Below are 21,891 nucleotides of genomic sequence, written 5' to 3' on the forward strand. Positions count from 1 at the left end.
TTATTCGCCCCTGGCCTGGTTTTGCTGCGGAGACTCTTCTCTTGTTAATAGCTCCGGCAAAGCAAAACGACGCTGTAACGCGCCATACTGCGGGGTATTCAGATGAAGAGTGACGGAGAGGGGAAGCTCCTCGCTTTCCCCGCTGTTACTTTCCAGAAGGAAGCCTTCGACATTTTCCAGCATTGCCTGGGCGGGTTGATCCTTCATGCTATCGACAGAGGTACGAACCGCGCGGTAGAGCGTATGATTTCGTAGATACCAGTGAACTGTTTGTAAGGTTTGCGCTTCATTGAGAGGAGCCTGTGGATCGCGACTCTGAGTGGTGAAAATGGCCTCTTCACCCAAAACTATGATTTTGTCCGTTCCCCGATTCCGGCGAATGACAAGTTGCAGGAGATCGTTATCAAGAATGGTGATGGCGCGCTGAAGCTGATTGAACTGCTGGATTTCTTTCTGTGAGCGTTGATGCAACTCGGAAGCTTGCGAAAAAATCATAAACGCCAGCACGCTAAGCATTGAGAAAATCGCCAGCGCCGCCATGACTTCCAGCAATGTGAAACCCTGCTGGCGATTAATCATCTTGCGCCTGCCCGGATTTATTATCGATATTTTGATAACGCGTAAGAGAGGTTGTCTGACCGCTGGGTAATGTAACGGTTATGGTGCGTTCCAGAAGCGTACCATCTTTGCTTGAGTGGATATCGCTGCGCCAGTTCCACTCTTCGCCATTTATTATCTCTTTGCCAGAACTGGACGTGTTTTCCTCGTCGAATGTATCTTGCAACTGAAGTTGGTTATCCGCTATCCACAACGCCAGCGTCTCGTTACGCATCCGCTCGATGGCATTTCTTTGCCCTTGCATACTGCTCATTAAGGTCAAAGCAACTGTGGTGAAAATGCTCATCGCCAGTAAGACTTCAAGTAATGTCATCCCTGATTGTTTGTTCATGGCCGGGTATCTCTGGCAAGCGTTTGATCCAGTGGCCATGTCCCTGAGCATACCAGTGTCAGGAGTGGCTCACCGGTCTCCTGGTTAGCAATCAATATGGAGAATGGGGTGATTTGCCCATCGGCCAGAATCACCACCTGCGGTTGGCTGCTGTCATCCGATTTAAATGGCTGGGTGTGAATCGCAATTTCATCACTCCAGTGATTTTCGCTATCGTCATCCGCATCCTCTTTGAGCGGGATCCAGAGCCAACTTGACGAATTTCTGGTTGGTGCCATAAGACGCCAGCCTGAATCAGAGAAATGGATACCGACCGGCTGCCCGTGAAGCGTGGCGCGGTCGACGGCCAGTTCAAGCGCAGCGGTAAATTGCGCTGCTGTTTCGCGCGCACGGGTGCTGGCGGTATCTTCCCGACCATATGTGAAGAGCACCACGCTTGCCGTGATAGCGACCAGCGCCAGCACCAGCATCATTTCCAGCAGGGTAAACCCGCGTTGCTGATTCATCGCTGACTTATTTTTTCTTCTTGCTCAAACCCCAGTTGGTAATGTCGTCCTCGGTTCCCATTTCACCATCGGGCCCTGCTGAAAGCAGATCGTATGCACCATGTTCGCCAGGATTAACGAGGACATAATCATTGCCCCAGGGATCGGCAGGCAGACGCTTGATATAACCTTCCTTGTTATAGTTTGCGGCCAGCGGTGGCAGCGTCGGTGCTTCGACTAAGGATTCAAGCCCCTGATTTGTGGTTGGATAGCGATGATTGTCGAGCTTGTACATATCCAATGCATTTTCCAGCGCCACGATATCGCTGACGGCTTTTTGTTTATCCGCCTTTTCTTTATTGCCCATCAGGTTGGGAACCACCAGGCTGGCAAGTACGCCAATGATGACAATAACCACCATAATTTCCAGTAATGTAAAACCGCGTTGCTTATCCGTTGCGTGCATATATTTTCCTTAATTAATCATTGAGTTAAGTTGAAGAAGAGGTTGGAGTACCGAGACGACGATAAACAGGACGATCAGTGCCATCGTAATAATGAGTGCCGGTTCGAAGATGGAGAGCGTTAAGGCGATTCGGTTTTGTTGCAGCGTCTCCTGGTTGTCCGCTGCCCTGACCATTAATGTGCCGAGCTGCCCGCTTTTTTCGCCAGAGGCCACCATGTAGAGCATCATTGGCGGGAAGATTGCGGTTTGCTCCAGCGAAAGATGAATGCTGTTACCTTGGCGAACGTTCTCTGCCGCATTTGCCAGGCGCTGGCGAATTTCGAGGTTGCTGAGGCTTTCGGTGGATAAATTCATCCCATCAAGCAGAGGGACTCCGCTGGATTGTAAAATACTTAAGGTGCGGAGATAGCGTGCACTGTTTATGGCGCAAATCAGTGGACCAATGAGCGCAACACGCAGCAGCATGGCATGAAAACGATGGCGGTTATTGCCGCGTTTTAACCAGAGCCAGAAACCTACAGCGACAATAAACACCGTCGCTAATAATGTCGGGCCGGTACGTTGCAACGTGTCGCTCAGACCTAAAAGAATGCGTGTACTCAGCGGCAGTTGCTGTTTCATATGCACGAACTGTTCGGTAATTTTGGGCACGACAGCAGTGAGGAGAATAATCACGACCACAATCGCCACCGTGGTGAGCATGCAGGGGTAGATCAGCGACTGAATGAGTTTGCTGCGGATTTTCTGCCGGTTTTCATTGTAATCAGCCAGTTTTTCCAACACCGGAGCCAGAAGCCCGCTCTTTTCGCCCGCTTTGACCAGGGTACGGTAGAGCGAATCGAAAAGCGTGGGAAAATGCTGTAATGCATCGGAAAGGGGATGCCCTTCAAGGATGGCGCTACGTACCTGATTTAACACGTCAGTCAGTCGTTTATTACTGCTTTGCTGACCGATTACGGCAAGGCTCTCTTCCAGGGGTAATGCCGCCGCGCTTAAGGTTGCCAACTGCCGGGTGAAAAGCGTCAGTTCACTATGGCTAATCCTCGGGCGACGCGTTTTTACCCCCGAACTTTTTTGGGGGCGAATATCCAGCAGGAAAAGCCCTTCTTCACGCAGCCGCAGCCGCGCCTGACGTTCATCGTTAGCATCAATGATCCCCTGCAATTTTTGACCATCCTGGGTCATGGCGCGATAGCGATAATTCATGCTTCACTCTCCAGCGTGACGCTGGCGACGCGCATCACTTCATCCCAGGAGGTGTCTCCACTTATCACTTTGTGCAGGCCATTTTTGATTAAGGCATTGTGTTGCTGCCGAACCAGTCGCTCCAGAGCTTGTTCATCCACATTTTCATGAACAGCAGCTCGTAATTCCGGTGTAATAACCATCATTTCGTGGATCGCCATGCGCCCCAGATAGCCGGATTGATGGCAGTGAGGACAGCCAACGGGAGTGCCAATCGTAGTAACAGTTAGCTGGTGATGTGTAAACATCTGCGCTTGTTGGGGGGATACAGGAGTGAATTGTCGGCATTGCGGACAAAGACGACGAACCAGCCGTTGCGCGATAATTCCTGCCAGGGAAGACGAAAGTAGAAATGATTCGACGCCCATGTCGCGGAGCCGGGTCACTGCGCCTGATGCGCTGTTAGTGTGGAGTGTTGAGAGCACCAGATGGCCGGTGAGCGAAGCCTGAACAGCAATCTGCGCGGTTTCTGTATCACGAATTTCCCCAACCATCACAACATCCGGATCCTGGCGAAGAATGGCGCGCAAGCCGCGAGCGAAAGACATATCCACTCGGGTATTCACCTGCGTTTGTCCTATGCCTTCCAGTTCATATTCCACGGGATCTTCTACCGTCAGAATATTGCGGCCAGGGGTATTAAGCGCCGAAAGAATGGCGTAGAGCGTGGTGCTTTTACCGGAACCTGTCGGCCCGGTCACCAGGATAATACCGTGCGGAAGCTGAATGAGATTTTCTAAATCCTGCTTATCCGCAGCCGTCATCCCCAGATTGTTCAATGAAAGCTGGAGGCTGTTTTTATCCAGCAGGCGGAGCACGGCGCGTTCACCATAGATGGACGGCAGTGTGGATACGCGGACATCTATGTTACGTCGCCCGATACGCAAACTGATTCTTCCATCCTGCGGAATACGTTTTTCGGCGATATCAAGCCGAGCCATGACCTTTATTCGGGAGATAAGCAACGCTGCCAGTTTTTTGTTTGGCTGTAAAATTGTCCGCAGAACGCCGTCAATGCGAAAACGGATCGACATTGTTTTTTCATAGGTTTCAATGTGGATGTCGGAGGCGGTTTCTTTAATAGCCTCACTTAAAATGGCGTTGATTAAACGGATAACCGGTGCGGCTGAATCTTCATTCAGTAGATCTTCATTCGCAGGCATTTCTTCTGAGAGGGAGAGGAGATCGACGGATTGATCAATATCCTGCGCAATCTGTTGCGACTCACCAGTGTTCTGATGGAATACCGCTTCCAGCCGTGCTTCAAAATCAGCCTGCGACAAGCGGGTCATGGTATGGCACTGACCAACCTGGCGCTGAATATCGAGTAACTGCTCGAATGGCGTACCGGCGAGATAAATAATCTCCCCCTCTGAATAGAGATAACCGACTCTTTGTGCCATTGCCCAACTGGCAGGGTATGGTGAGTGAATTCTCATGTGAATGCCTCACCGCGACGATGACACAGGGGGGTGGCTGTTGAACGTGTTTTCATCCAGCACCGGTAAATCTTCAGAGCCAACCAATGCTTTTGATTTCGCGTCTATTCGTTGTTGTTGCTCCTGACGGTAGCGGGTGTATTTATCTTTCGACAGTGAGCGATAAACATCATCGTCACGGATAATCGTCGGTCGGATAAATACCATCAGGTTGCGTTTGGCGCGCTCGGTCGAGGTATAGCGGAAGAGTTGCCCCACTAAAGGAATATCGCCAAGTAAAGGAACCTTTGACACTTGCTCTTTAGAAAAATCATCCAGCAATCCGCCCAGGACTACCGTTTCACCGGTTTTGACCAGCACGGCGTTTTGAATAGTTCGGGTATTGAATGTCGGGCCGAGCGTCGAATTAGACGAAGAGTCAACGCTGGAAACCTCCTGCTCTATTTCGAGCAGTACCGCGTCGCCTTCATTGACCTGCGGAGTGACTTTGAGTTTTGTGCCCACCGTTTTGCGTTCGACGGTATTAAAGACGTTATCCCCAGAAGTGGTCTGGGAGCCGGATAGCACCGGCACATCCTGACCAACGTTGAAGGACGCGAGTTTATTATCCAGCGTTACGATGCTCGGGGTGGCGAGGATATCATTTTTATTGTTACTAGCCAGCGCAGTCAGCAATACGCCCCAGTCGCCATTGAAGAAGCCTGCGGCCATGCCATTGTAGGCGCTAAACATATCCCAGGCAGGATTCGCGCTGGTGATCCCGCCATTCTTTTTATAATCAGCCACACCTTGCGCAGCGTTAAATATCGGTAATCCTGTATTGGTAAATTGCTGTGCGCCAACGTTTTTGTTCGCCCATTGCACGCCGAGGTTAAGTCCATTTCCATCCTGAACTTCGACGATGATCGCCTCAACCAGCACCTGTGCACGACGAATATCCAGACGCGCAATTACCGTGGCGAGTTTTTCCTGGACGGATTGGTCAGCGGTAATGACCAACGAGTTGGTCTGTTCATCGGCGGTAATGGCAACATTATCCATCGCAGAAGAAGACGAAGGCTTACGCGCATTTCCTTTTTCATCTTTCAGCTTTTCGGAAACGCCGGTCAATACTTCGACCAGATTTGTGGCTTTAGCATATTTCAGGTAATAGACCCGGGTATTTCCTTCCTCGCTCTCTTCTACATCAAGTGTTTTCAGTAATGAGGTGATGCGCTGACGTGCTTTTTCCGGCCCGCTGATGATAAGAGAGTTGGTTCGCTTATCCGCCACAATCTTCGCGGAAAGGAGGGCAGGCATCTGGCTTTTACCGTGGCTTTCGCTGATTAATTGATTAAGAATCTCGGCGAGATCTTCCGCTGACGCGTATTCCAGATGAATAATTTGCTGCTTCTCTGTGCCGATGACATCAACGCGCTTTATCACTTCAATCAGTTTATTAATGGTGGAGGCACGACCGGTCAGAATGAGAACGTTGGAGGGTTCATAATGCACAACGTTACCGACGCTGCCGCCATCCATCATTTGACGCAGCAGGGGAGCCAGGTCACGAGCAGGAACGTTCTCAAGCGGTACGATTCGGGTGACCAACTCATCACCTATGCCTGGACGATAACTGTCAGCAATCATTCCTGGCGATGTTTTTACATTAGCTGAGCGCACCACTTTCAGAAAACCATTGTCCAGCGTGATGACGGAATAGCCGTAAAGATCAAGAATGCTCAAAAAGAACTGGTAGTACTCTTGCTGACTAAACGTATCATTGCTGCGTACGGAAATGGTTCCTTGAACCGAGGGATCAATCAGAATTGTTTTACCCAGATGCTGGCTTACAATTTCCACGAACTGACGGATATCAGCATTATTGAAATTGGCCCCGTATTGTTCGTTCTCAGTATGCCCGACGGAAGGCATAAGTAGCGCCGCCAACAGGCAACATGTGATTTTATTTAATCCCTTCATCACTCTGTCCATTCATTCCAGTAAGTTCCCTGACGGAAACATTTATCAAGCGGGGTACGCCGTTGCGACGAATTGTAAACTGAGCGCTCTGTTGGGTTAGCAGTAAACTTAATGCCTGGGAAACCTCATCAGGGAGGGTCAGTGAAAGATTGTTGATTCTAAGGGCGACATCGCCAGGTTGCAGTAAGCTGGTAGCAAATGCATCGCGCCCTTTACGCGGATTCAATCGAAGGCCAAATAATTGATCCCCGTCACGAATAGGCGTCGCGATAATAAAATCTGCGAGCACACTTTGAGTATCAGAGTCAGGTTGCTCGATAACGTCCGGTAATCCCGGATGAAGCGTGACTTTTTCGAACTGTCCGTGAGTTTCAAAAACCACGCTGGTTTTATTTATTTTTCGGATGAATGTTGCCGGTGCTGACTCCAGGGCATCGTTCAGGGCATATCGCTTTTGTTCTGCGCCTTCATTAACTAAAACATAAGATGTCTCATCATTAGACGTCAGAATGATACCACTGAGTACGACAGAAAGCTTTGGCGTTTCTTGTTGGGCAGAAATCAGATGTGTGTCTTTTATACCCGCGTTACTGCCATTACGCCATAAACCCGCAAGGTTGAAATCAGATTTAAATGCGCCACCTGGTTGGTTAATGATTTGTGCATTTTTGACCAGGTTTGTGTGGAAATAATTTATATTAAAAATAACCGCCACCACACTTATGGATATCATCAATATATAAATGACTGTGCGTCTATTATGAATTGCCAGATGGAAGGAGAAAGGTAGGGTTGGCACGATATATATTCTAATAAAATAAATTGGGTGGGTTGTATATTGACGTTACTATAAATAGTATTAATGCTGGTTGAATGAATCAAGCGAAATTTATTTATATTCAGTTAACGCATTAATATCAATAAATGCATTCGTTATTTTTATGATTAAGGATAATCGATTATTAATACAGGAAGTATTATGTCTACAAGAAGAGAAGTTATCCTTGCCTGGCTTCGTGAGGAGAATCGATCCTGGCGGATATGCTATCTGTCGGGCGAGGCCGGAAGTGGAAAATCCTGGTTAGCGAAGCAATTGCAAAATGATACCCATCGTCGAGTGATTACTTTAAGCCTTGTCGTGTCCTGGCAAGGTAAAGCTGCATGGGTTGTTATTGACGATAACGCAAATAAAGAAGGAAGCCGCGATCTCGCCTGGAGGCGAGATGAGATGGGCGTGGAATTACTGCGGACGTTCCAGCAAGTGGAAAGCCGTAATCCTCTTATTATTGTTGAAAATGCTCATCTGAATCACCGCTGTGTTCTCGATGATATCCAACGCGCGAGGAGCCTTATTCCCGATTGTCAGTTTTTGCTCGTTGGCAGATCAAATCGAAAAGTTGAACGTTACGTTGAAGCCAGAGGCATTGAAATAATTACGTCAGGAGCACTGGCAGAACACGAACTTCGACAAAGTATCCTTGAAGGACACCACATCGACCAGCCCGATGCCCTGTTAACGAGTAAGGTACTGAAGCGGATCGCTGCACTTTGCAGAGGCGATCGCAGAAGGCTGGCGCAGGCAGGCGAAACAATTTGCTTATTACAACAAAGCGAGCAGACCAGCGCATTCACGGCAAAACAATGGCGAACAATTTACCGGGCATTGGGTGATAAGCGGAGCCGGAAAATGTGTTGGGCTGGGGGGATGAGTGGAACCGTAATTGCTCTTGTCGGTGGTTGGCTGATGCTGTCCTCGTTTATATCTCCCTTACCGATTCCTTCGTGGTTGATGCCAGTAGCGCCATCAATAAAAGAAGAGATGACACAGGATATTTTCCGTACAGTGATGCGCGATAGTGATGCGCTAAGCGTGTTATATGGTGTGTGGGGGTACGATGTTCCGGCCGATTCAGCCTGGTGCGACCACGCTATTAGAGCAGGCCTGACTTGTAAAAGTGGTAAGGCGTCACTTCAGGCGTTAATAGATCAGAACCTGCCCTGGATAGCGTCGCTTAATGTCGCAAATAAAAAATTGCCCGTCGTCGTCATTCGGGTCGGCGATGACTCTATAGATGTACTTATAGGGCAGCAGACCTGGACGCTAACGCGTAAATGGTTTGAGACGGTGTGGGCGGGTGATTATCTCCTGCTATTGAAAATGTCTCCGGAAGGTGAAAGCACAATTACGCGCGACAGTAGCGAGGAAGAGATTCTTTGGCTGGAAACAATGTTGAATCGTGCTCTCCATATTTCGACTGAACCCTCGACAGAATGGCGACCGCTGCTGGTAGAAAAAATTAAGCAATTTCAGAAGATTAATCACTTAAAAGCTGACGGCGTTGTTGGCTCTTCAACATTGGTGCATCTCTGGCAGGTGGCAGGGGAGAGCGCGTATCTATATCAGGATGAAGCCAATATTTCCCCGGACGAAACAGGGAAGGGAAAATAAGATGTTTGAATTCTATTTTGCCGCACATCAGCAGCGAGAAAGTGGTCAGCGAGTAACTGTCCAGCTACAACAACATGGCAAAACGAAGTATGCCATTTGGGCGCTGGTGACAAGCCTTTGGTTCGCAGGAATGGTGTTGGCTGGGGGGTATGCCCAGCAGTTATGGGCGATATGGATAGTTAAAACGGAAAATTCAGTAGAAGAAGCACCACCTTATAAACAATCAACACAACATTATTTCTTCAAAAAACAGCCATTGCCTGTCGTCGTCGAACCTGCCGAGGATGACGCGGACGAAGATGCCACGATAGAAAATGAGGCGTCGTCTTCAGAGGATGAAGGCACAGCTACAGGAGAAAGCGAGGAAAAAGCCGGTTTAAGAGAGCGAGTGAAAAATGCACTCAATGAGTTACAGCAATAATCTGCCCGTTGTTTACTTTACTAGCAATACGCTTGCGTTCGATGGTTAAGTATGTATAATGCGCGGGCTTGTCGTAGTTGACAGCAGGTTCAATCTGAACCTCAGTTAGCCGAATTTGGCTACCTAACAATGCTCCCAATCGGGGAGCTACGTAAGAACGGTTACACTCTCCCATCAATCGTAATGGGTCTGAGGAGTAATCATTTTCGTTTATAAAATAATTGGAGCTCTGGTCTCATGCAGAACCAAAGAATCCGTATCCGCCTGAAAGCGTTTGATCATCGTCTGATCGATCAAGCAACCGCGGAAATCGTCGAGACTGCCAAGCGCACTGGTGCGCAGGTCCGTGGTCCGATCCCGCTGCCGACACGCAAAGAGCGCTTCACTGTTCTGATCTCTCCGCACGTCAACAAAGACGCGCGCGATCAGTACGAAATCCGTACTCACTTGCGTCTGGTTGACATCGTTGAGCCAACCGAGAAAACCGTTGATGCTCTGATGCGTCTGGATCTGGCTGCCGGTGTAGACGTGCAGATCAGCCTGGGTTAATCAGGTCATTGAGCGATTGAGAGGTTGAAACAATGATTGGTTTAGTCGGTAAAAAAGTGGGTATGACCCGTATCTTCACAGAAGACGGCGTTTCTATCCCAGTAACCGTAATCGAAGTTGAAGCAAACCGCGTTACTCAGGTTAAAGACCTGGCTAACGATGGCTACCGTGCTATTCAGGTAACCACCGGTGCTAAAAAAGCTAACCGTGTGACCAAGCCTGAAGCTGGCCACTTCGCTAAAGCTGGCGTAGAAGCTGGCCGTGGTCTGTGGGAATTCCGCCTGGCTGAAGGCGAAGAGTTCACTGTAGGTCAGAGCATTAGCGTTGAACTGTTTGCTGACGTTAAAAAAGTTGACGTAACTGGCACCTCTAAAGGTAAAGGTTTCGCAGGTACCGTTAAGCGCTGGAACTTCCGTACCCAGGACGCTACTCACGGTAACTCCTTGTCTCACCGCGTTCCGGGTTCTATCGGTCAGAACCAGACTCCGGGCAAAGTGTTCAAAGGCAAGAAAATGGCAGGTCAGATGGGTAACGAACGTGTAACCGTTCAGAGCCTTGACGTAGTACGCGTTGACGCTGAGCGCAACCTGCTGCTGGTTAAAGGTGCTGTCCCGGGTGCAACCGGTAGCGACCTGATCGTTAAACCAGCTGTGAAGGCGTAAGGAGATAGCAATGGAATTAGTATTGAAAGACGCGCAGAGCGCGCTGACTGTTTCCGAAACTACCTTCGGTCGTGATTTCAACGAAGCGCTGGTTCACCAGGTTGTTGTTGCTTATGCAGCTGGTGCTCGTCAGGGTACTCGTGCTCAGAAGACTCGTGCTGAAGTAACTGGTTCCGGTAAAAAACCGTGGCGCCAGAAAGGCACCGGCCGTGCGCGTTCTGGTTCTATCAAGAGCCCGATTTGGCGTTCTGGTGGCGTGACCTTCGCTGCTCGTCCGCAGGACCACAGTCAAAAAGTTAACAAGAAGATGTACCGCGGCGCGCTGAAAAGCATCCTGTCCGAACTGGTACGTCAGGATCGTCTGATCGTTGTCGAGAAGTTCTCTGTAGAAGCGCCGAAAACTAAGCTGCTGGCACAGAAACTGAAAGACATGGCTCTGGAAGATGTGCTGATCATCACCGGTGAGCTGGACGAAAACCTGTTCCTGGCTGCGCGCAACCTGCACAAGGTTGACGTACGCGATGCAACTGGTATCGACCCGGTTAGCCTGATCGCCTTCGACAAAGTCGTAATGACTGCTGATGCTGTTAAGCAAGTTGAGGAGATGCTGGCATGATTCGTGAAGAACGTCTGCTGAAGGTGCTGCGTGCACCGCACGTTTCTGAAAAAGCGTCTACTGCGATGGAAAAATCCAACACCATCGTACTCAAAGTTGCTAAAGACGCGACCAAAGCAGAAATCAAAGCTGCTGTGCAGAAACTGTTTGAAGTCGAAGTCGAAGTCGTTAACACCCTGGTCGTTAAAGGGAAAGTTAAACGTCACGGACAGCGTATCGGTCGTCGTAGCGACTGGAAAAAAGCTTACGTCACCCTGAAAGAAGGCCAGAATCTGGACTTCGTTGGCGGCGCTGAGTAAGTCGGAGGAGTAATACAATGGCAGTTGTTAAATGTAAACCGACATCTCCGGGTCGTCGCCACGTTGTTAAAGTGGTTAACCCTGAGCTGCACAAGGGCAAACCTTTTGCTCCGTTGCTGGAAAAAAACAGCAAATCCGGTGGTCGTAACAACAATGGCCGTATCACCACTCGTCATATCGGTGGTGGCCACAAGCAGGCTTACCGTATTGTTGACTTCAAACGCAACAAAGACGGTATCCCGGCAGTTGTTGAACGTCTTGAGTACGATCCGAACCGTTCCGCGAACATCGCGCTGGTTCTGTACAAAGACGGTGAACGCCGTTACATCCTGGCCCCTAAAGGCCTGAAAGCTGGCGACCAGATTCAGTCTGGCGTTGATGCTGCAATCAAACCAGGTAACACCCTGCCGATGCGCAACATCCCGGTTGGTTCTACTGTTCATAACGTAGAAATGAAACCAGGTAAAGGCGGTCAGCTGGCACGTTCCGCTGGTACTTACGTTCAGATCGTTGCTCGTGATGGTGCTTATGTCACCCTGCGTCTGCGTTCTGGTGAAATGCGTAAAGTAGAAGCAGACTGCCGTGCAACTCTGGGCGAAGTTGGCAATGCTGAGCATATGCTGCGCGTTCTGGGTAAAGCAGGTGCTGCACGCTGGCGTGGTGTTCGTCCGACCGTTCGCGGTACCGCGATGAACCCGGTAGACCACCCACATGGTGGTGGTGAAGGTCGTAACTTTGGTAAGCACCCGGTAACTCCGTGGGGCGTTCAGACCAAAGGTAAGAAGACCCGCAGCAACAAGCGTACTGATAAATTCATCGTACGTCGCCGTAGCAAATAATTTTAGAGGATAAGCCATGCCACGTTCTCTCAAGAAAGGTCCTTTTATTGACCTGCACTTGCTGAAGAAGGTAGAGAAAGCGGTGGAAAGCGGAGACAAGAAGCCCCTGCGCACTTGGTCCCGTCGTTCAACGATCTTTCCTAACATGATCGGTTTGACCATCGCTGTCCATAATGGTCGTCAGCACGTTCCGGTATTTGTAACCGACGAAATGGTCGGTCACAAACTGGGTGAATTCGCACCGACTCGTACTTATCGCGGCCACGCTGCTGATAAAAAAGCGAAGAAGAAATAAGGTAGGAGGAAGAGATGGAAACTATCGCTAAACATCGCCATGCTCGTTCTTCTGCTCAGAAGGTTCGCCTTGTTGCTGACCTGATTCGCGGTAAGAAAGTGTCGCAGGCTCTGGATATTTTGACCTACACCAACAAGAAAGCGGCTGTACTGGTCAAGAAAGTTCTGGAATCTGCCATTGCTAACGCTGAACACAACGATGGCGCTGACATTGACGATCTGAAAGTTACGAAAATTTTCGTAGACGAAGGCCCGAGCATGAAGCGCATTATGCCGCGTGCAAAAGGTCGTGCAGATCGCATCCTGAAGCGCACCAGCCACATCACTGTGGTTGTGTCCGATCGCTGAGACTCTGGAGACTAGCAATGGGTCAGAAAGTACATCCTAATGGTATTCGCCTGGGTATTGTAAAACCATGGAACTCTACCTGGTTTGCGAACACCAAAGAATTCGCTGACAACCTGGACAGCGATTTTAAAGTACGTCAGTACCTGACTAAGGAACTGGCTAAAGCGTCCGTATCTCGTATCGTTATCGAGCGTCCGGCTAAGAGCATCCGTGTAACCATTCACACTGCTCGCCCGGGTATCGTTATCGGTAAAAAAGGTGAAGACGTAGAAAAACTGCGTAAGGTCGTAGCGGACATCGCTGGCGTTCCTGCACAGATCAACATCGCCGAAGTTCGTAAGCCTGAACTGGACGCAAAACTGGTTGCTGACAGCATCACTTCTCAGCTGGAACGTCGCGTTATGTTCCGTCGTGCTATGAAGCGTGCTGTACAGAACGCAATGCGTCTGGGCGCTAAAGGTATTAAAGTTGAAGTTAGCGGCCGTCTGGGCGGCGCGGAAATCGCACGTACCGAATGGTACCGCGAAGGTCGCGTACCGCTGCACACTCTGCGTGCTGACATCGACTACAACACCTCTGAAGCGCACACCACTTACGGTGTAATCGGCGTTAAAGTGTGGATCTTCAAAGGCGAGATCCTGGGTGGTATGGCTGCTGTTGAACAACCGGAAAAACCGGCTGCTCAGCCTAAAAAGCAGCAGCGTAAAGGCCGTAAATAAGGAGCGTCGCTGATGTTACAACCAAAGCGTACAAAATTCCGTAAAATGCACAAAGGCCGTAACCGCGGTCTGGCGCAGGGTACGGATGTTAGCTTCGGCAGCTTCGGTCTGAAAGCTGTTGGCCGTGGTCGTCTGACTGCCCGTCAGATCGAAGCAGCACGTCGTGCTATGACCCGTGCAGTTAAGCGTCAAGGTAAGATCTGGATCCGTGTGTTCCCGGACAAACCGATCACTGAAAAGCCGCTGGCAGTGCGTATGGGTAAAGGTAAAGGTAACGTGGAGTATTGGGTTGCCTTGATTCAGCCGGGTAAAGTCCTGTATGAAATGGACGGTGTTCCGGAAGAGCTGGCCCGTGAAGCATTCAAGCTGGCAGCAGCGAAACTGCCGATTAAAACCACCTTTGTAACTAAGACGGTGATGTAATGAAAGCAAAAGAGCTGCGTGAGAAGAGCGTTGAAGAGCTGAACACCGAGCTGCTGAACCTGCTGCGTGAGCAGTTCAACCTGCGTATGCAGGCTGCAAGTGGCCAGCTGCAACAGTCTCACCTGTTGAAGCAAGTGCGTCGCGATGTCGCACGCGTTAAGACTTTACTGAACGAGAAGGCGGGTGCGTAATGACCGATAAAATCCGTACTCTGCAAGGTCGCGTTGTTAGCGACAAAATGGAGAAATCCATTGTTGTTGCTATCGAACGTTTTGTGAAACACCCGATCTACGGTAAATTCATCAAGCGTACGACCAAACTGCACGTACATGACGAGAACAACGAATGCGGTATCGGTGACGTGGTTGAAATCCGCGAATGCCGTCCGCTGTCCAAGACTAAATCCTGGACGCTGGTTCGCGTTGTAGAGAAAGCGGTTCTGTAATACAGTACACTCTCTCGATACGAATAAACGGCTCAGAAATGAGCCGTTTATTTTTTCTACCCATATCCTTGAAGCGGTGTTATAATGCCGCGCCCTCGATATGGGGATTTTTAACGACCTGATTTTCGGGTCTCAGTAGTAGTTGACATTAGCGGAGCACTAAAATGATCCAAGAACAGACTATGCTGAACGTCGCCGACAACTCCGGTGCACGTCGCGTAATGTGTATCAAGGTTCTGGGTGGCTCGCACCGTCGCTACGCAGGCGTAGGCGACATCATCAAGATCACCATCAAAGAAGCAATTCCGCGTGGTAAGGTCAAAAAAGGTGATGTGCTGAAGGCGGTAGTGGTGCGCACCAAGAAGGGTGTTCGTCGCCCGGACGGTTCTGTCATTCGCTTCGATGGTAATGCTTGTGTTCTTCTGAACAACAACAGCGAGCAGCCTATCGGTACGCGTATTTTTGGGCCGGTAACTCGTGAGCTTCGTAGTGAGAAGTTCATGAAAATTATCTCTCTGGCACCAGAAGTACTCTAAGGAGCGAATCATGGCAGCGAAAATCCGTCGTGATGACGAAGTTATCGTGTTAACCGGTAAAGATAAAGGTAAACGCGGTAAAGTTAAGAATGTCCTGTCTTCCGGCAAGGTCATTGTTGAAGGTATCAACCTGGTTAAGAAACATCAGAAGCCGGTTCCGGCCCTGAACCAACCGGGTGGCATCGTTGAAAAAGAAGCCGCTATTCAGGTTTCCAACGTAGCAATCTTCAATGCGGCAACCGGCAAGGCTGACCGTGTAGGCTTTAGATTCGAAGACGGTAAAAAAGTCCGTTTCTTCAAGTCTAACAGCGAAACTATCAAGTAATTTGGAGTAGTACGATGGCGAAACTGCATGATTACTACAAAGACGAAGTAGTTAAAAAACTCATGACTGAGTTTAACTACAATTCTGTCATGCAAGTCCCTCGGGTCGAGAAGATCACCCTGAACATGGGTGTTGGTGAAGCGATCGCTGACAAAAAACTGCTGGATAACGCAGCAGCAGACCTGGCAGCAATCTCCGGTCAAAAACCGCTGATCACCAAAGCACGCAAATCTGTTGCAGGCTTCAAAATCCGTCAGGGCTATCCGATCGGCTGTAAAGTAACTCTGCGTGGCGAACGCATGTGGGAGTTCTTTGAGCGCCTGATCACTATTGCTGTACCTCGTATCCGTGACTTCCGTGGCCTGTCCGCTAAGTCTTTCGACGGTCGTGGTAACTACAGCATGGGTGTCCGTGAGCAGATCATCTTCCCAGAAATCGACTACGATAAAGTCGACCGCGTTCGTGGTTTGGATATTACCATTACCACTACTGCGAAATCTGACGAAGAAGGCCGTGCTCTGCTGGCTGCCTTTGACTTCCCGTTCCGCAAGTAAGGTAGGGTTACTAAATGGCTAAGCAATCAATGAAAGCACGCGAAGTAAAACGCGTAGCTTTAGCTGATAAATACTTCGCGAAACGCGCTGAACTGAAAGCGATCATCTCTGATGTGAACGCTTCCGACGAAGATCGTTGGAATGCTGTTCTCAAGCTGCAGACTCTGCCGCGTGATTCCAGCCCGTCTCGTCAGCGTAACCGCTGCCGTCAAACAGGTCGTCCGCATGGTTTCCTGCGGAAGTTCGGGTTGAGCCGTATTAAGGTCCGTGAAGCCGCTATGCGCGGTGAAATCCCGGGTCTGAAAAAGGCTAGCTGGTAATTGTCACCAATTGAATCACGGGAGTAAAGACAGATGAGCATGCAAGATCCGATCGCGGATATGCTGACCCGTATCCGTAACGGTCAGGCCGCGAACAAAGCTGCGGTCACCATGCCTTCCTCCAAGCTGAAAGTGGCAATCGCCAACGTGCTGAAGGAAGAAGGTTTTATTGAAGATTTTAAAGTTGAAGGCGACACCAAGCCTGAACTGGAACTGACTCTTAAGTATTTCCAGGGCAAAGCTGTTGTAGAAAGCATTCAGCGTGTCAGCCGCCCAGGTCTGCGCATCTATAAACGTAAAGATGAGCTGCCGAAAGTTATGGCGGGTCTGGGTATCGCAGTTGTTTCTACCTCTAAAGGTGTTATGACTGATCGTGCAGCGCGCCAGGCTGGTCTTGGTGGCGAAATTATCTGCTACGTAGCCTAATCGGAGGAAAAAATGTCTCGTGTTGCTAAAGCACCGGTCGTTGTTCCTGCCGGCGTTGACGTAAAAATCAACGGTCAGGTTATTACGATCAAAGGTAAAAACGGCGAGCTGACTCGTACTCTCAACGATGCTGTTGAAGTTAAACATGCAGATAATACCCTGACCTTCGGTCCGCGTGATGGTTACGTAGACGGTTGGGCTCAGGCTGGTACCGCGCGTGCCCTGCTGAACTCAATGGTTATCGGTGTTACCGAAGGCTTCACTAAGAAGCTGCAGCTGGTTGGTGTAGGTTACCGTGCAGCGGTTAAAGGCAATGTGATTAACCTGTCTCTGGGTTTCTCTCATCCTGTTGACCATCAGCTGCCTGCGGGTATCACTGCTGAATGTCCGACTCAGACTGAAATCGTGCTGAAAGGCGCTGATAAGCAGGTGATCGGCCAGGTTGCAGCGGATCTGCGCGCCTACCGTCGTCCTGAGCCTTACAAAGGCAAGGGTGTTCGTTACGCCGACGAAGTCGTGCGTACCAAAGAGGCTAAGAAGAAGTAAGGTAACACTATGGATAAGAAATCTGCTCGTATCCGTCGTGCGACCCGCGCACGCCGCAAGCTCCAGGAGCTGGGCGCAACTCGCCTGGTGGTACATCGTACCCCGCGTCACATTTACGCACAGGTAATTGCACCGAACGGTTCTGAAGTTCTGGTAGCTGCTTCTACTGTAGAAAAAGCTATCGCTGAACAACTGAAGTACACCGGTAACAAAGACGCGGCTGCAGCTGTGGGTAAAGCTGTCGCTGAACGCGCTCTGGAAAAAGGCATCAAAGATGTATCCTTTGACCGTTCCGGGTTCCAATATCATGGTCGTGTCCAGGCACTGGCAGATGCTGCCCGTGAAGCTGGCCTTCAGTTCTAAGGTAGAGGTGTAAGATGGCTCACATCGAAAAACAAGCTGGCGAACTGCAGGAAAAGCTGATCGCGGTAAACCGCGTATCTAAAACCGTTAAAGGTGGTCGTATTTTCTCCTTCACAGCTCTGACTGTAGTTGGTGATGGTAACGGTCGCGTTGGTTTTGGTTACGGTAAAGCGCGTGAAGTTCCAGCAGCGATCCAGAAAGCGATGGAAAAAGCCCGTCGCAATATGATTAACGTCGCGCTGAATAACGGCACTCTGCAACACCCTGTTAAAGGTGTTCACACGGGTTCTCGCGTATTCATGCAGCCGGCTTCCGAAGGTACCGGTATCATTGCCGGTGGTGCAATGCGCGCCGTTCTGGAAGTCGCTGGGGTTCATAACGTTCTGGCTAAAGCATATGGTTCCACCAACCCGATCAACGTGGTTCGTGCAACTATTGATGGCCTGGAAAATATGAGTTCTCCAGAAATGGTCGCTGCCAAGCGTGGTAAATCCGTTGAAGAAATTCTGGGGAAATAAACCATGGCAAAGACTATTAAAATTACTCAAACCCGCAGTGCAATCGGTCGTCTGCCGAAACACAAGGCAACGCTGCTTGGCCTGGGTCTGCGTCGTATTGGTCACACCGTAGAGCGCGAGGATACTCCTGCTATTCGCGGTATGATCAACGCGGTTTCCTTCATGGTTAAAGTTGAGGAGTAAGAGATGCGTTTAAATACTCTGTCTCCGGCCGAAGGCTCCAAAAAGGCGGGTAAACGCCTGGGTCGTGGTATCGGTTCTGGCCTCGGTAAAACCGGTGGTCGTGGTCACAAAGGTCAGAAGTCTCGTTCTGGCGGTGGCGTACGTCGCGGTTTCGAAGGTGGTCAGATGCCTCTGTACCGTCGTTTGCCGAAATTCGGCTTCACTTCTCGTAAAGCTGCGATTACAGCCGAAGTTCGTCTGTCTGACCTGGCTAAAGTAGAAGGCGGTGTTGTAGACCTGAACACGCTGAAAGCGGCTAACATTATCGGTATCCAGATCGAGTTCGCGAAAGTGATCCTGGCTGGCGAAGTAACTACTCCGGTAACTGTTCGTGGCCTGCGTGTTACTAAAGGCGCTCGTGCTGCTATCGAAGCTGCTGGCGGTAAAATCGAGGAATAAGTAGCAGATGGCTAAACAACCGGGATTAGATTTTCAAAGTGCCAAAGGTGGCTTAGGCGAGCTGAAACGCAGACTGCTGTTTGTTATCGGTGCGCTGATTGTGTTCCGTATTGGCTCTTTTATTCCGATCCCTGGTATTGATGCCGCTGTACTTGCCAAACTGCTTGAGCAACAGCGAGGCACCATCATTGAAATGTTTAACATGTTCTCTGGTGGTGCCCTCAGCCGTGCTTCTATCTTTGCTCTGGGGATCATGCCGTATATTTCGGCGTCGATCATTATCCAGCTGCTGACGGTGGTTCACCCAACGCTGGCAGAAATTAAGAAAGAAGGGGAGTCTGGCCGTCGTAAGATCAGCCAGTACACCCGTTACGGTACTCTGGTGCTGGCAATATTCCAGTCGATCGGTATTGCTACCGGTCTGCCGAATATGCCTGGTATGCAAGGCCTGGTTATTAACCCGGGCTTTGCATTCTACTTCACCGCTGTTGTAAGTCTGGTCACAGGAACAATGTTCCTGATGTGGTTGGGCGAACAGATCACTGAACGAGGTATCGGCAACGGTATTTCAATCATTATCTTCGCCGGTATTGTTGCGGGACTCCCGCCAGCCATTGCCCATACTATCGAGCAAGCGCGTCAAGGCGACCTGCACTTCCTCGTGTTGCTGTTGGTTGCAGTATTAGTATTTGCAGTGACGTTCTTTGTTGTATTTGTTGAGCGTGGTCAACGCCGCATTGTGGTAAACTACGCAAAACGTCAGCAAGGTCGTCGTGTCTATGCTGCACAGAGCACACATTTACCGCTGAAAGTGAATATGGCGGGGGTAATCCCGGCAATCTTCGCTTCCAGTATTATTCTGTTCCCGGCGACTATCGCGTCATGGTTCGGGGGCGGTACTGGTTGGAACTGGCTGACAACAATTTCGCTGTATTTGCAGCCTGGGCAACCGCTTTATGTGTTACTCTATGCGTCTGCAATCATCTTCTTCTGTTTCTTCTACACGGCGTTGGTTTTCAACCCGCGTGAAACAGCAGATAACCTGAAGAAGTCCGGTGCATTTGTACCAGGAATTCGTCCGGGAGAGCAAACGGCGAAGTATATCGATAAAGTAATGACCCGCCTGACCCTGGTTGGTGCGCTGTACATTACCTTTATCTGCCTGATCCCGGAGTTCATGCGTGATGCAATGAAAGTACCGTTCTACTTCGGTGGGACCTCACTGCTTATCGTTGTTGTCGTGATTATGGACTTTATGGCTCAAGTGCAAACTCTGATGATGTCTAGTCAGTATGAGTCTGCATTGAAGAAGGCGAACCTGAAAGGCTACGGCCGATAATTGGTCGCCCGAGAAGTTACGGAGAGTAAAAATGAAAGTTCGTGCTTCCGTCAAGAAATTATGCCGTAACTGCAAAATCGTTAAGCGTGATGGTGTCATCCGTGTGATTTGCAGTGCCGAGCCGAAGCATAAACAGCGCCAAGGCTGATTTATTCGCATATTTTTCTTGCAAAGTTGGGTTGAGCTGGCTAGATTAGCCAGCCAATCTTTTGTATGTCTGTGCGTTTCCATTTGAGTATCCTGAAAACGGGCTTTTCAGCATGGAACGTACATATTAAATAGTAGGAGTGCATAGTGGCCCGTATAGCAGGCATTAACATTCCTGATCATAAGCATGCCGTAATCGCATTAACTTCGATTTATGGCGTCGGCAAGACCCGTTCCAAAGCCATCCTGGCTGCAGCGGGTATCGCTGAAGATGTTAAGATCAGTGAGCTGTCTGAAGGACAAATCGACACGCTGCGTGACGAAGTTGCCAAATTTGTCGTTGAAGGTGATCTGCGCCGTGAAATCAGCATGAGCATCAAGCGCCTGATGGATCTTGGTTGCTATCGCGGTTTGCGTCATCGTCGTGGTCTCCCGGTTCGCGGTCAGCGTACCAAGACCAACGCACGTACCCGTAAGGGTCCGCGCAAACCGATCAAGAAATAATCGGGGTGATTGAATAATGGCAAAGGCACCAATTCGTGCACGTAAACGTGTAAGAAAACAAGTCTCTGACGGCGTGGCTCATATCCATGCTTCTTTCAACAACACCATCGTGACTATCACTGATCGTCAGGGTAACGCGTTGGGTTGGGCAACTGCCGGTGGTTCCGGTTTCCGTGGTTCTCGCAAATCCACTCCGTTTGCAGCTCAGGTTGCAGCAGAGCGTTGCGCTGACGCCGTGAAAGAATACGGCATCAAGAATCTGGAAGTTATGGTTAAAGGTCCGGGTCCAGGCCGCGAATCTACTATTCGTGCTCTGAACGCCGCAGGTTTCCGCATCACTAACATTACTGATGTGACTCCGATCCCTCATAACGGTTGTCGTCCGCCGAAAAAACGTCGCGTATAACGCTTCGTTTTCCAGGTTTGTTGGAGAAAGAAAATGGCAAGATATTTGGGTCCTAAGCTCAAGCTGAGCCGTCGTGAGGGCACCGACTTATTCCTTAAGTCTGGCGTTCGCGCGATCGATACCAAGTGTAAAATTGAACAAGCTCCTGGCCAGCACGGTGCGCGTAAACCGCGTCTGTCTGACTATGGTGTGCAGTTGCGTGAAAAGCAAAAAGTTCGCCGTATCTATGGTGTGCTGGAGCGTCAGTTCCGTAACTACTATAAAGAAGCAGCACGTCTGAAAGGCAACACCGGTGAAAACCTGTTGGCTCTGCTGGAAGGTCGTCTGGACAACGTTGTATACCGTATGGGCTTCGGTGCCACTCGTGCAGAAGCACGTCAGCTGGTTAGCCATAAAGCAATTATGGTAAACGGTCGTGTTGTTAACATCGCTTCTTATCAGGTTAGTCCGAATGACGTTGTAAGCATTCGTGAGAAAGCGAAGAAGCAGTCTCGCGTGAAAGCCGCTCTGGAGCTGGCTGAGCAGCGTGAAAAGCCAACCTGGCTGGAAGTTGATGCTGGCAAGATGGAAGGTACGTTTAAGCGTAAGCCGGAGCGTTCTGATCTGTCTGCGGACATTAACGAACACCTGATCGTCGAGCTTTACTCCAAGTAAAGCTTAGTACCAAAGAGAGGAC

General features: G+C 49.8%; 36 protein-coding genes. 28 read left to right on the forward strand and 8 right to left on the reverse strand.

Annotation, left to right across the window (positions count from 1 at the left end; all coding sequences use genetic code 11):
* From RGV86_RS14805 to gspC, 8 genes are read right to left on the reverse strand one after another with little or no spacing between them, the layout of a single operon-like run.
* The gene (locus RGV86_RS14805) at positions 1 to 579 is read right to left on the reverse strand and encodes a PulJ/GspJ family protein (protein ID WP_000610630.1); all 579 of its coding nucleotides are present in this window, start codon (positions 577 to 579) and stop codon (positions 1 to 3) included.
* A complete protein-coding gene (gene gspI / locus RGV86_RS14810; protein WP_001041751.1) occupies positions 572 to 949 on the reverse strand; it encodes a type II secretion system minor pseudopilin GspI in 378 nt (125 codons plus the stop codon). Before gspI ends, RGV86_RS14805 begins: the two co-directional genes overlap by 8 nt.
* Positions 946 to 1,455 carry a type II secretion system minor pseudopilin GspH gene (gene gspH, locus RGV86_RS14815; protein WP_001076041.1) on the reverse strand — a complete coding sequence of 170 codons (510 nt, stop codon included), beginning with the start codon at positions 1,453 to 1,455 and terminating at the stop codon, positions 946 to 948. Before gspH ends, gspI begins: the two co-directional genes overlap by 4 nt.
* A gap of 7 nt (positions 1,456 to 1,462) precedes the next feature.
* Positions 1,463 to 1,900: a type II secretion system major pseudopilin GspG gene (gene gspG, locus RGV86_RS14820; RefSeq protein WP_000543367.1), complete on the reverse strand. Its 438-nt coding sequence runs from the start codon at positions 1,898 to 1,900 to the stop codon at positions 1,463 to 1,465.
* Positions 1,901 to 1,909: 9 nt separating this feature from the next.
* On the reverse strand, positions 1,910 to 3,106 hold the full coding sequence (gene gspF / locus RGV86_RS14825) for a type II secretion system inner membrane protein GspF (protein WP_001109574.1): 1,197 nt from the start codon (positions 3,104 to 3,106) through the stop codon (positions 1,910 to 1,912).
* Positions 3,103 to 4,584: a type II secretion system ATPase GspE gene (gspE, locus tag RGV86_RS14830; protein ID WP_001219909.1), complete on the reverse strand. Its 1,482-nt coding sequence runs from the start codon at positions 4,582 to 4,584 to the stop codon at positions 3,103 to 3,105. The genes gspF and gspE overlap by 4 nt, the downstream gene beginning before the upstream one ends.
* 9 nt (positions 4,585 to 4,593) lie before the next feature.
* Complete coding sequence (gene gspD, locus RGV86_RS14835) at positions 4,594 to 6,546, reverse strand: type II secretion system secretin GspD (protein ID WP_085461314.1); 1,953 nt, start codon at positions 6,544 to 6,546, stop codon at positions 4,594 to 4,596.
* The gene (gene gspC / locus RGV86_RS14840) at positions 6,530 to 7,345 is read right to left on the reverse strand and encodes a type II secretion system protein GspC (protein ID WP_001142681.1); all 816 of its coding nucleotides are present in this window, start codon (positions 7,343 to 7,345) and stop codon (positions 6,530 to 6,532) included. The genes gspD and gspC overlap by 17 nt, the downstream gene beginning before the upstream one ends.
* Positions 7,346 to 7,525: 180 nt before the next feature.
* On the opposite strand from gspC, the gene RGV86_RS14845 reads away from it, so the two are divergent.
* The 28 genes from RGV86_RS14845 (at position 7,526) to rpsD (ending at position 21,869) form a co-directional block, all read left to right on the forward strand.
* Positions 7,526 to 8,995, forward strand: coding sequence for an ExeA family protein (locus RGV86_RS14845; protein ID WP_309508485.1), 1,470 nt, complete (start codon positions 7,526 to 7,528; stop codon positions 8,993 to 8,995).
* 1 nt (position 8,996) lies between these two features.
* On the forward strand, positions 8,997 to 9,416 hold the full coding sequence (locus tag RGV86_RS14850) for a type II secretion system protein GspB, cryptic system variant (protein WP_000461436.1): 420 nt from the start codon (positions 8,997 to 8,999) through the stop codon (positions 9,414 to 9,416).
* 237 nt (positions 9,417 to 9,653) lie between these two features.
* Positions 9,654 to 9,965 (forward strand): 30S ribosomal protein S10, encoded by a 312-nt coding sequence (gene rpsJ / locus RGV86_RS14855; protein ID WP_001181004.1) that lies wholly within the window; start codon positions 9,654 to 9,656, stop codon positions 9,963 to 9,965.
* A gap of 32 nt (positions 9,966 to 9,997) precedes the next feature.
* Positions 9,998 to 10,627: a 50S ribosomal protein L3 gene (rplC, locus tag RGV86_RS14860; RefSeq protein WP_000579833.1), complete on the forward strand. Its 630-nt coding sequence runs from the start codon at positions 9,998 to 10,000 to the stop codon at positions 10,625 to 10,627.
* 10 nt (positions 10,628 to 10,637) lie between these two features.
* Positions 10,638 to 11,243, forward strand: a complete 606-nt coding sequence (gene rplD / locus RGV86_RS14865) for a 50S ribosomal protein L4 (protein ID WP_000424395.1) — start codon at positions 10,638 to 10,640, stop codon at positions 11,241 to 11,243.
* Positions 11,240 to 11,542, forward strand: coding sequence for a 50S ribosomal protein L23 (rplW, locus tag RGV86_RS14870; protein ID WP_000617544.1), 303 nt, complete (start codon positions 11,240 to 11,242; stop codon positions 11,540 to 11,542). Before rplD ends, rplW begins: the two co-directional genes overlap by 4 nt.
* A 17-nt stretch (positions 11,543 to 11,559) precedes the next feature.
* On the forward strand, positions 11,560 to 12,381 hold the full coding sequence (gene rplB / locus RGV86_RS14875) for a 50S ribosomal protein L2 (protein ID WP_000301864.1): 822 nt from the start codon (positions 11,560 to 11,562) through the stop codon (positions 12,379 to 12,381).
* A 16-nt stretch (positions 12,382 to 12,397) separates the two neighbouring features.
* Positions 12,398 to 12,676: a 30S ribosomal protein S19 gene (gene rpsS / locus RGV86_RS14880; protein WP_001138117.1), complete on the forward strand. Its 279-nt coding sequence runs from the start codon at positions 12,398 to 12,400 to the stop codon at positions 12,674 to 12,676.
* Positions 12,677 to 12,690: 14 nt separating this feature from the next.
* The gene (gene rplV, locus RGV86_RS14885) at positions 12,691 to 13,023 is read left to right on the forward strand and encodes a 50S ribosomal protein L22 (RefSeq protein ID WP_000447529.1); all 333 of its coding nucleotides are present in this window, start codon (positions 12,691 to 12,693) and stop codon (positions 13,021 to 13,023) included.
* Between the two features lie 17 nt (positions 13,024 to 13,040).
* Positions 13,041 to 13,742, forward strand: a complete 702-nt coding sequence (rpsC, locus tag RGV86_RS14890) for a 30S ribosomal protein S3 (RefSeq protein WP_000529945.1) — start codon at positions 13,041 to 13,043, stop codon at positions 13,740 to 13,742.
* Between the two features lie 12 nt (positions 13,743 to 13,754).
* Complete coding sequence (gene rplP / locus RGV86_RS14895; RefSeq protein ID WP_000941212.1) at positions 13,755 to 14,165, forward strand: 50S ribosomal protein L16; 411 nt, start codon at positions 13,755 to 13,757, stop codon at positions 14,163 to 14,165.
* Complete coding sequence (gene rpmC / locus RGV86_RS14900; RefSeq protein WP_000644741.1) at positions 14,165 to 14,356, forward strand: 50S ribosomal protein L29; 192 nt, start codon at positions 14,165 to 14,167, stop codon at positions 14,354 to 14,356. The genes rplP and rpmC overlap by 1 nt, the downstream gene beginning before the upstream one ends.
* Positions 14,356 to 14,610, forward strand: coding sequence for a 30S ribosomal protein S17 (gene rpsQ / locus RGV86_RS14905; protein WP_000130100.1), 255 nt, complete (start codon positions 14,356 to 14,358; stop codon positions 14,608 to 14,610). The genes rpmC and rpsQ overlap by 1 nt, the downstream gene beginning before the upstream one ends.
* A gap of 164 nt (positions 14,611 to 14,774) precedes the next feature.
* Positions 14,775 to 15,146, forward strand: coding sequence for a 50S ribosomal protein L14 (gene rplN / locus RGV86_RS14910; protein WP_000613955.1), 372 nt, complete (start codon positions 14,775 to 14,777; stop codon positions 15,144 to 15,146).
* A gap of 10 nt (positions 15,147 to 15,156) precedes the next feature.
* Entirely contained in the window at positions 15,157 to 15,471 is a 315-nt protein-coding gene (rplX, locus tag RGV86_RS14915; protein WP_000729185.1) for a 50S ribosomal protein L24, read from the forward strand.
* Between the two features lie 14 nt (positions 15,472 to 15,485).
* Complete coding sequence (gene rplE, locus RGV86_RS14920) at positions 15,486 to 16,025, forward strand: 50S ribosomal protein L5 (protein WP_001096200.1); 540 nt, start codon at positions 15,486 to 15,488, stop codon at positions 16,023 to 16,025.
* A 14-nt stretch (positions 16,026 to 16,039) separates the two neighbouring features.
* On the forward strand, positions 16,040 to 16,345 hold the full coding sequence (gene rpsN, locus RGV86_RS14925; RefSeq protein WP_001118930.1) for a 30S ribosomal protein S14: 306 nt from the start codon (positions 16,040 to 16,042) through the stop codon (positions 16,343 to 16,345).
* A 33-nt stretch (positions 16,346 to 16,378) separates the two neighbouring features.
* Positions 16,379 to 16,771 carry a 30S ribosomal protein S8 gene (rpsH, locus tag RGV86_RS14930; RefSeq protein ID WP_000062611.1) on the forward strand — a complete coding sequence of 131 codons (393 nt, stop codon included), beginning with the start codon at positions 16,379 to 16,381 and terminating at the stop codon, positions 16,769 to 16,771.
* 12 nt (positions 16,772 to 16,783) lie between these two features.
* Complete coding sequence (rplF, locus tag RGV86_RS14935) at positions 16,784 to 17,317, forward strand: 50S ribosomal protein L6 (RefSeq protein WP_016243931.1); 534 nt, start codon at positions 16,784 to 16,786, stop codon at positions 17,315 to 17,317.
* 9 nt (positions 17,318 to 17,326) lie between these two features.
* Positions 17,327 to 17,680, forward strand: coding sequence for a 50S ribosomal protein L18 (gene rplR / locus RGV86_RS14940; RefSeq protein ID WP_000358960.1), 354 nt, complete (start codon positions 17,327 to 17,329; stop codon positions 17,678 to 17,680).
* Between the two features lie 14 nt (positions 17,681 to 17,694).
* Positions 17,695 to 18,198: a 30S ribosomal protein S5 gene (gene rpsE, locus RGV86_RS14945; protein ID WP_000940122.1), complete on the forward strand. Its 504-nt coding sequence runs from the start codon at positions 17,695 to 17,697 to the stop codon at positions 18,196 to 18,198.
* Between the two features lie 3 nt (positions 18,199 to 18,201).
* A complete protein-coding gene (rpmD, locus tag RGV86_RS14950; protein WP_001140433.1) occupies positions 18,202 to 18,381 on the forward strand; it encodes a 50S ribosomal protein L30 in 180 nt (59 codons plus the stop codon).
* Positions 18,382 to 18,384: 3 nt separating this feature from the next.
* Positions 18,385 to 18,819: a 50S ribosomal protein L15 gene (gene rplO, locus RGV86_RS14955; protein ID WP_001238917.1), complete on the forward strand. Its 435-nt coding sequence runs from the start codon at positions 18,385 to 18,387 to the stop codon at positions 18,817 to 18,819.
* A gap of 7 nt (positions 18,820 to 18,826) precedes the next feature.
* The gene (secY, locus tag RGV86_RS14960; RefSeq protein ID WP_001118861.1) at positions 18,827 to 20,158 is read left to right on the forward strand and encodes a preprotein translocase subunit SecY; all 1,332 of its coding nucleotides are present in this window, start codon (positions 18,827 to 18,829) and stop codon (positions 20,156 to 20,158) included.
* A gap of 31 nt (positions 20,159 to 20,189) precedes the next feature.
* Complete coding sequence (rpmJ, locus tag RGV86_RS14965; protein ID WP_000868187.1) at positions 20,190 to 20,306, forward strand: 50S ribosomal protein L36; 117 nt, start codon at positions 20,190 to 20,192, stop codon at positions 20,304 to 20,306.
* Positions 20,307 to 20,452: 146 nt separating this feature from the next.
* Entirely contained in the window at positions 20,453 to 20,809 is a 357-nt protein-coding gene (gene rpsM, locus RGV86_RS14970; RefSeq protein ID WP_000090775.1) for a 30S ribosomal protein S13, read from the forward strand.
* A 16-nt stretch (positions 20,810 to 20,825) separates the two neighbouring features.
* Complete coding sequence (gene rpsK / locus RGV86_RS14975; protein WP_001029684.1) at positions 20,826 to 21,215, forward strand: 30S ribosomal protein S11; 390 nt, start codon at positions 20,826 to 20,828, stop codon at positions 21,213 to 21,215.
* A 33-nt stretch (positions 21,216 to 21,248) separates the two neighbouring features.
* Positions 21,249 to 21,869, forward strand: a complete 621-nt coding sequence (rpsD, locus tag RGV86_RS14980; protein WP_000135224.1) for a 30S ribosomal protein S4 — start codon at positions 21,249 to 21,251, stop codon at positions 21,867 to 21,869.
* Positions 21,870 to 21,891: the final 22 nt, after the last annotated feature.

Origin of the sequence: Escherichia ruysiae (assembly GCF_031323975.1) — a bacterium.
Classification (GTDB): Bacteria; Pseudomonadota; Gammaproteobacteria; order Enterobacterales; family Enterobacteriaceae; genus Escherichia; species Escherichia ruysiae.

Bases quoted from the DNA above. Each gene is read 5' to 3' on its own strand.
- RGV86_RS14805 (WP_000610630.1), bottom strand. From the start codon at position 579: ATGATTAATCGCCAGCAGGGTTTCACATTGCTGGAAGTCATGGCGGCG.
- gspI (WP_001041751.1), bottom strand. From the start codon at position 949: ATGAACAAACAATCAGGGATGACATTACTTGAAGTCTTACTGGCGATG.
- gspH (WP_001076041.1), bottom strand. From the start codon at position 1,455: ATGAATCAGCAACGCGGGTTTACCCTGCTGGAAATGATGCTGGTGCTG.
- gspG (WP_000543367.1), bottom strand. From the start codon at position 1,900: ATGCACGCAACGGATAAGCAACGCGGTTTTACATTACTGGAAATTATG.
- gspF (WP_001109574.1), bottom strand. From the start codon at position 3,106: ATGAATTATCGCTATCGCGCCATGACCCAGGATGGTCAAAAATTGCAG.
- gspE (WP_001219909.1), bottom strand. From the start codon at position 4,584: ATGAGAATTCACTCACCATACCCTGCCAGTTGGGCAATGGCACAAAGA.
- gspD (WP_085461314.1), bottom strand. From the start codon at position 6,546: ATGAAGGGATTAAATAAAATCACATGTTGCCTGTTGGCGGCGCTACTT.
- RGV86_RS14845 (WP_309508485.1), top strand. From the start codon at position 7,526: ATGTCTACAAGAAGAGAAGTTATCCTTGCCTGGCTTCGTGAGGAGAAT.
- RGV86_RS14850 (WP_000461436.1), top strand. From the start codon at position 8,997: ATGTTTGAATTCTATTTTGCCGCACATCAGCAGCGAGAAAGTGGTCAG.
- rpsJ (WP_001181004.1), top strand. From the start codon at position 9,654: ATGCAGAACCAAAGAATCCGTATCCGCCTGAAAGCGTTTGATCATCGT.
- rplC (WP_000579833.1), top strand. From the start codon at position 9,998: ATGATTGGTTTAGTCGGTAAAAAAGTGGGTATGACCCGTATCTTCACA.
- rplD (WP_000424395.1), top strand. From the start codon at position 10,638: ATGGAATTAGTATTGAAAGACGCGCAGAGCGCGCTGACTGTTTCCGAA.
- rplW (WP_000617544.1), top strand. From the start codon at position 11,240: ATGATTCGTGAAGAACGTCTGCTGAAGGTGCTGCGTGCACCGCACGTT.
- rplB (WP_000301864.1), top strand. From the start codon at position 11,560: ATGGCAGTTGTTAAATGTAAACCGACATCTCCGGGTCGTCGCCACGTT.
- rpsS (WP_001138117.1), top strand. From the start codon at position 12,398: ATGCCACGTTCTCTCAAGAAAGGTCCTTTTATTGACCTGCACTTGCTG.
- rplV (WP_000447529.1), top strand. From the start codon at position 12,691: ATGGAAACTATCGCTAAACATCGCCATGCTCGTTCTTCTGCTCAGAAG.
- rpsC (WP_000529945.1), top strand. From the start codon at position 13,041: ATGGGTCAGAAAGTACATCCTAATGGTATTCGCCTGGGTATTGTAAAA.
- rplP (WP_000941212.1), top strand. From the start codon at position 13,755: ATGTTACAACCAAAGCGTACAAAATTCCGTAAAATGCACAAAGGCCGT.
- rpmC (WP_000644741.1), top strand. From the start codon at position 14,165: ATGAAAGCAAAAGAGCTGCGTGAGAAGAGCGTTGAAGAGCTGAACACC.
- rpsQ (WP_000130100.1), top strand. From the start codon at position 14,356: ATGACCGATAAAATCCGTACTCTGCAAGGTCGCGTTGTTAGCGACAAA.
- rplN (WP_000613955.1), top strand. From the start codon at position 14,775: ATGATCCAAGAACAGACTATGCTGAACGTCGCCGACAACTCCGGTGCA.
- rplX (WP_000729185.1), top strand. From the start codon at position 15,157: ATGGCAGCGAAAATCCGTCGTGATGACGAAGTTATCGTGTTAACCGGT.
- rplE (WP_001096200.1), top strand. From the start codon at position 15,486: ATGGCGAAACTGCATGATTACTACAAAGACGAAGTAGTTAAAAAACTC.
- rpsN (WP_001118930.1), top strand. From the start codon at position 16,040: ATGGCTAAGCAATCAATGAAAGCACGCGAAGTAAAACGCGTAGCTTTA.
- rpsH (WP_000062611.1), top strand. From the start codon at position 16,379: ATGAGCATGCAAGATCCGATCGCGGATATGCTGACCCGTATCCGTAAC.
- rplF (WP_016243931.1), top strand. From the start codon at position 16,784: ATGTCTCGTGTTGCTAAAGCACCGGTCGTTGTTCCTGCCGGCGTTGAC.
- rplR (WP_000358960.1), top strand. From the start codon at position 17,327: ATGGATAAGAAATCTGCTCGTATCCGTCGTGCGACCCGCGCACGCCGC.
- rpsE (WP_000940122.1), top strand. From the start codon at position 17,695: ATGGCTCACATCGAAAAACAAGCTGGCGAACTGCAGGAAAAGCTGATC.
- rpmD (WP_001140433.1), top strand. From the start codon at position 18,202: ATGGCAAAGACTATTAAAATTACTCAAACCCGCAGTGCAATCGGTCGT.
- rplO (WP_001238917.1), top strand. From the start codon at position 18,385: ATGCGTTTAAATACTCTGTCTCCGGCCGAAGGCTCCAAAAAGGCGGGT.
- secY (WP_001118861.1), top strand. From the start codon at position 18,827: ATGGCTAAACAACCGGGATTAGATTTTCAAAGTGCCAAAGGTGGCTTA.
- rpmJ (WP_000868187.1), top strand. From the start codon at position 20,190: ATGAAAGTTCGTGCTTCCGTCAAGAAATTATGCCGTAACTGCAAAATC.
- rpsK (WP_001029684.1), top strand. From the start codon at position 20,826: ATGGCAAAGGCACCAATTCGTGCACGTAAACGTGTAAGAAAACAAGTC.
- rpsD (WP_000135224.1), top strand. From the start codon at position 21,249: ATGGCAAGATATTTGGGTCCTAAGCTCAAGCTGAGCCGTCGTGAGGGC.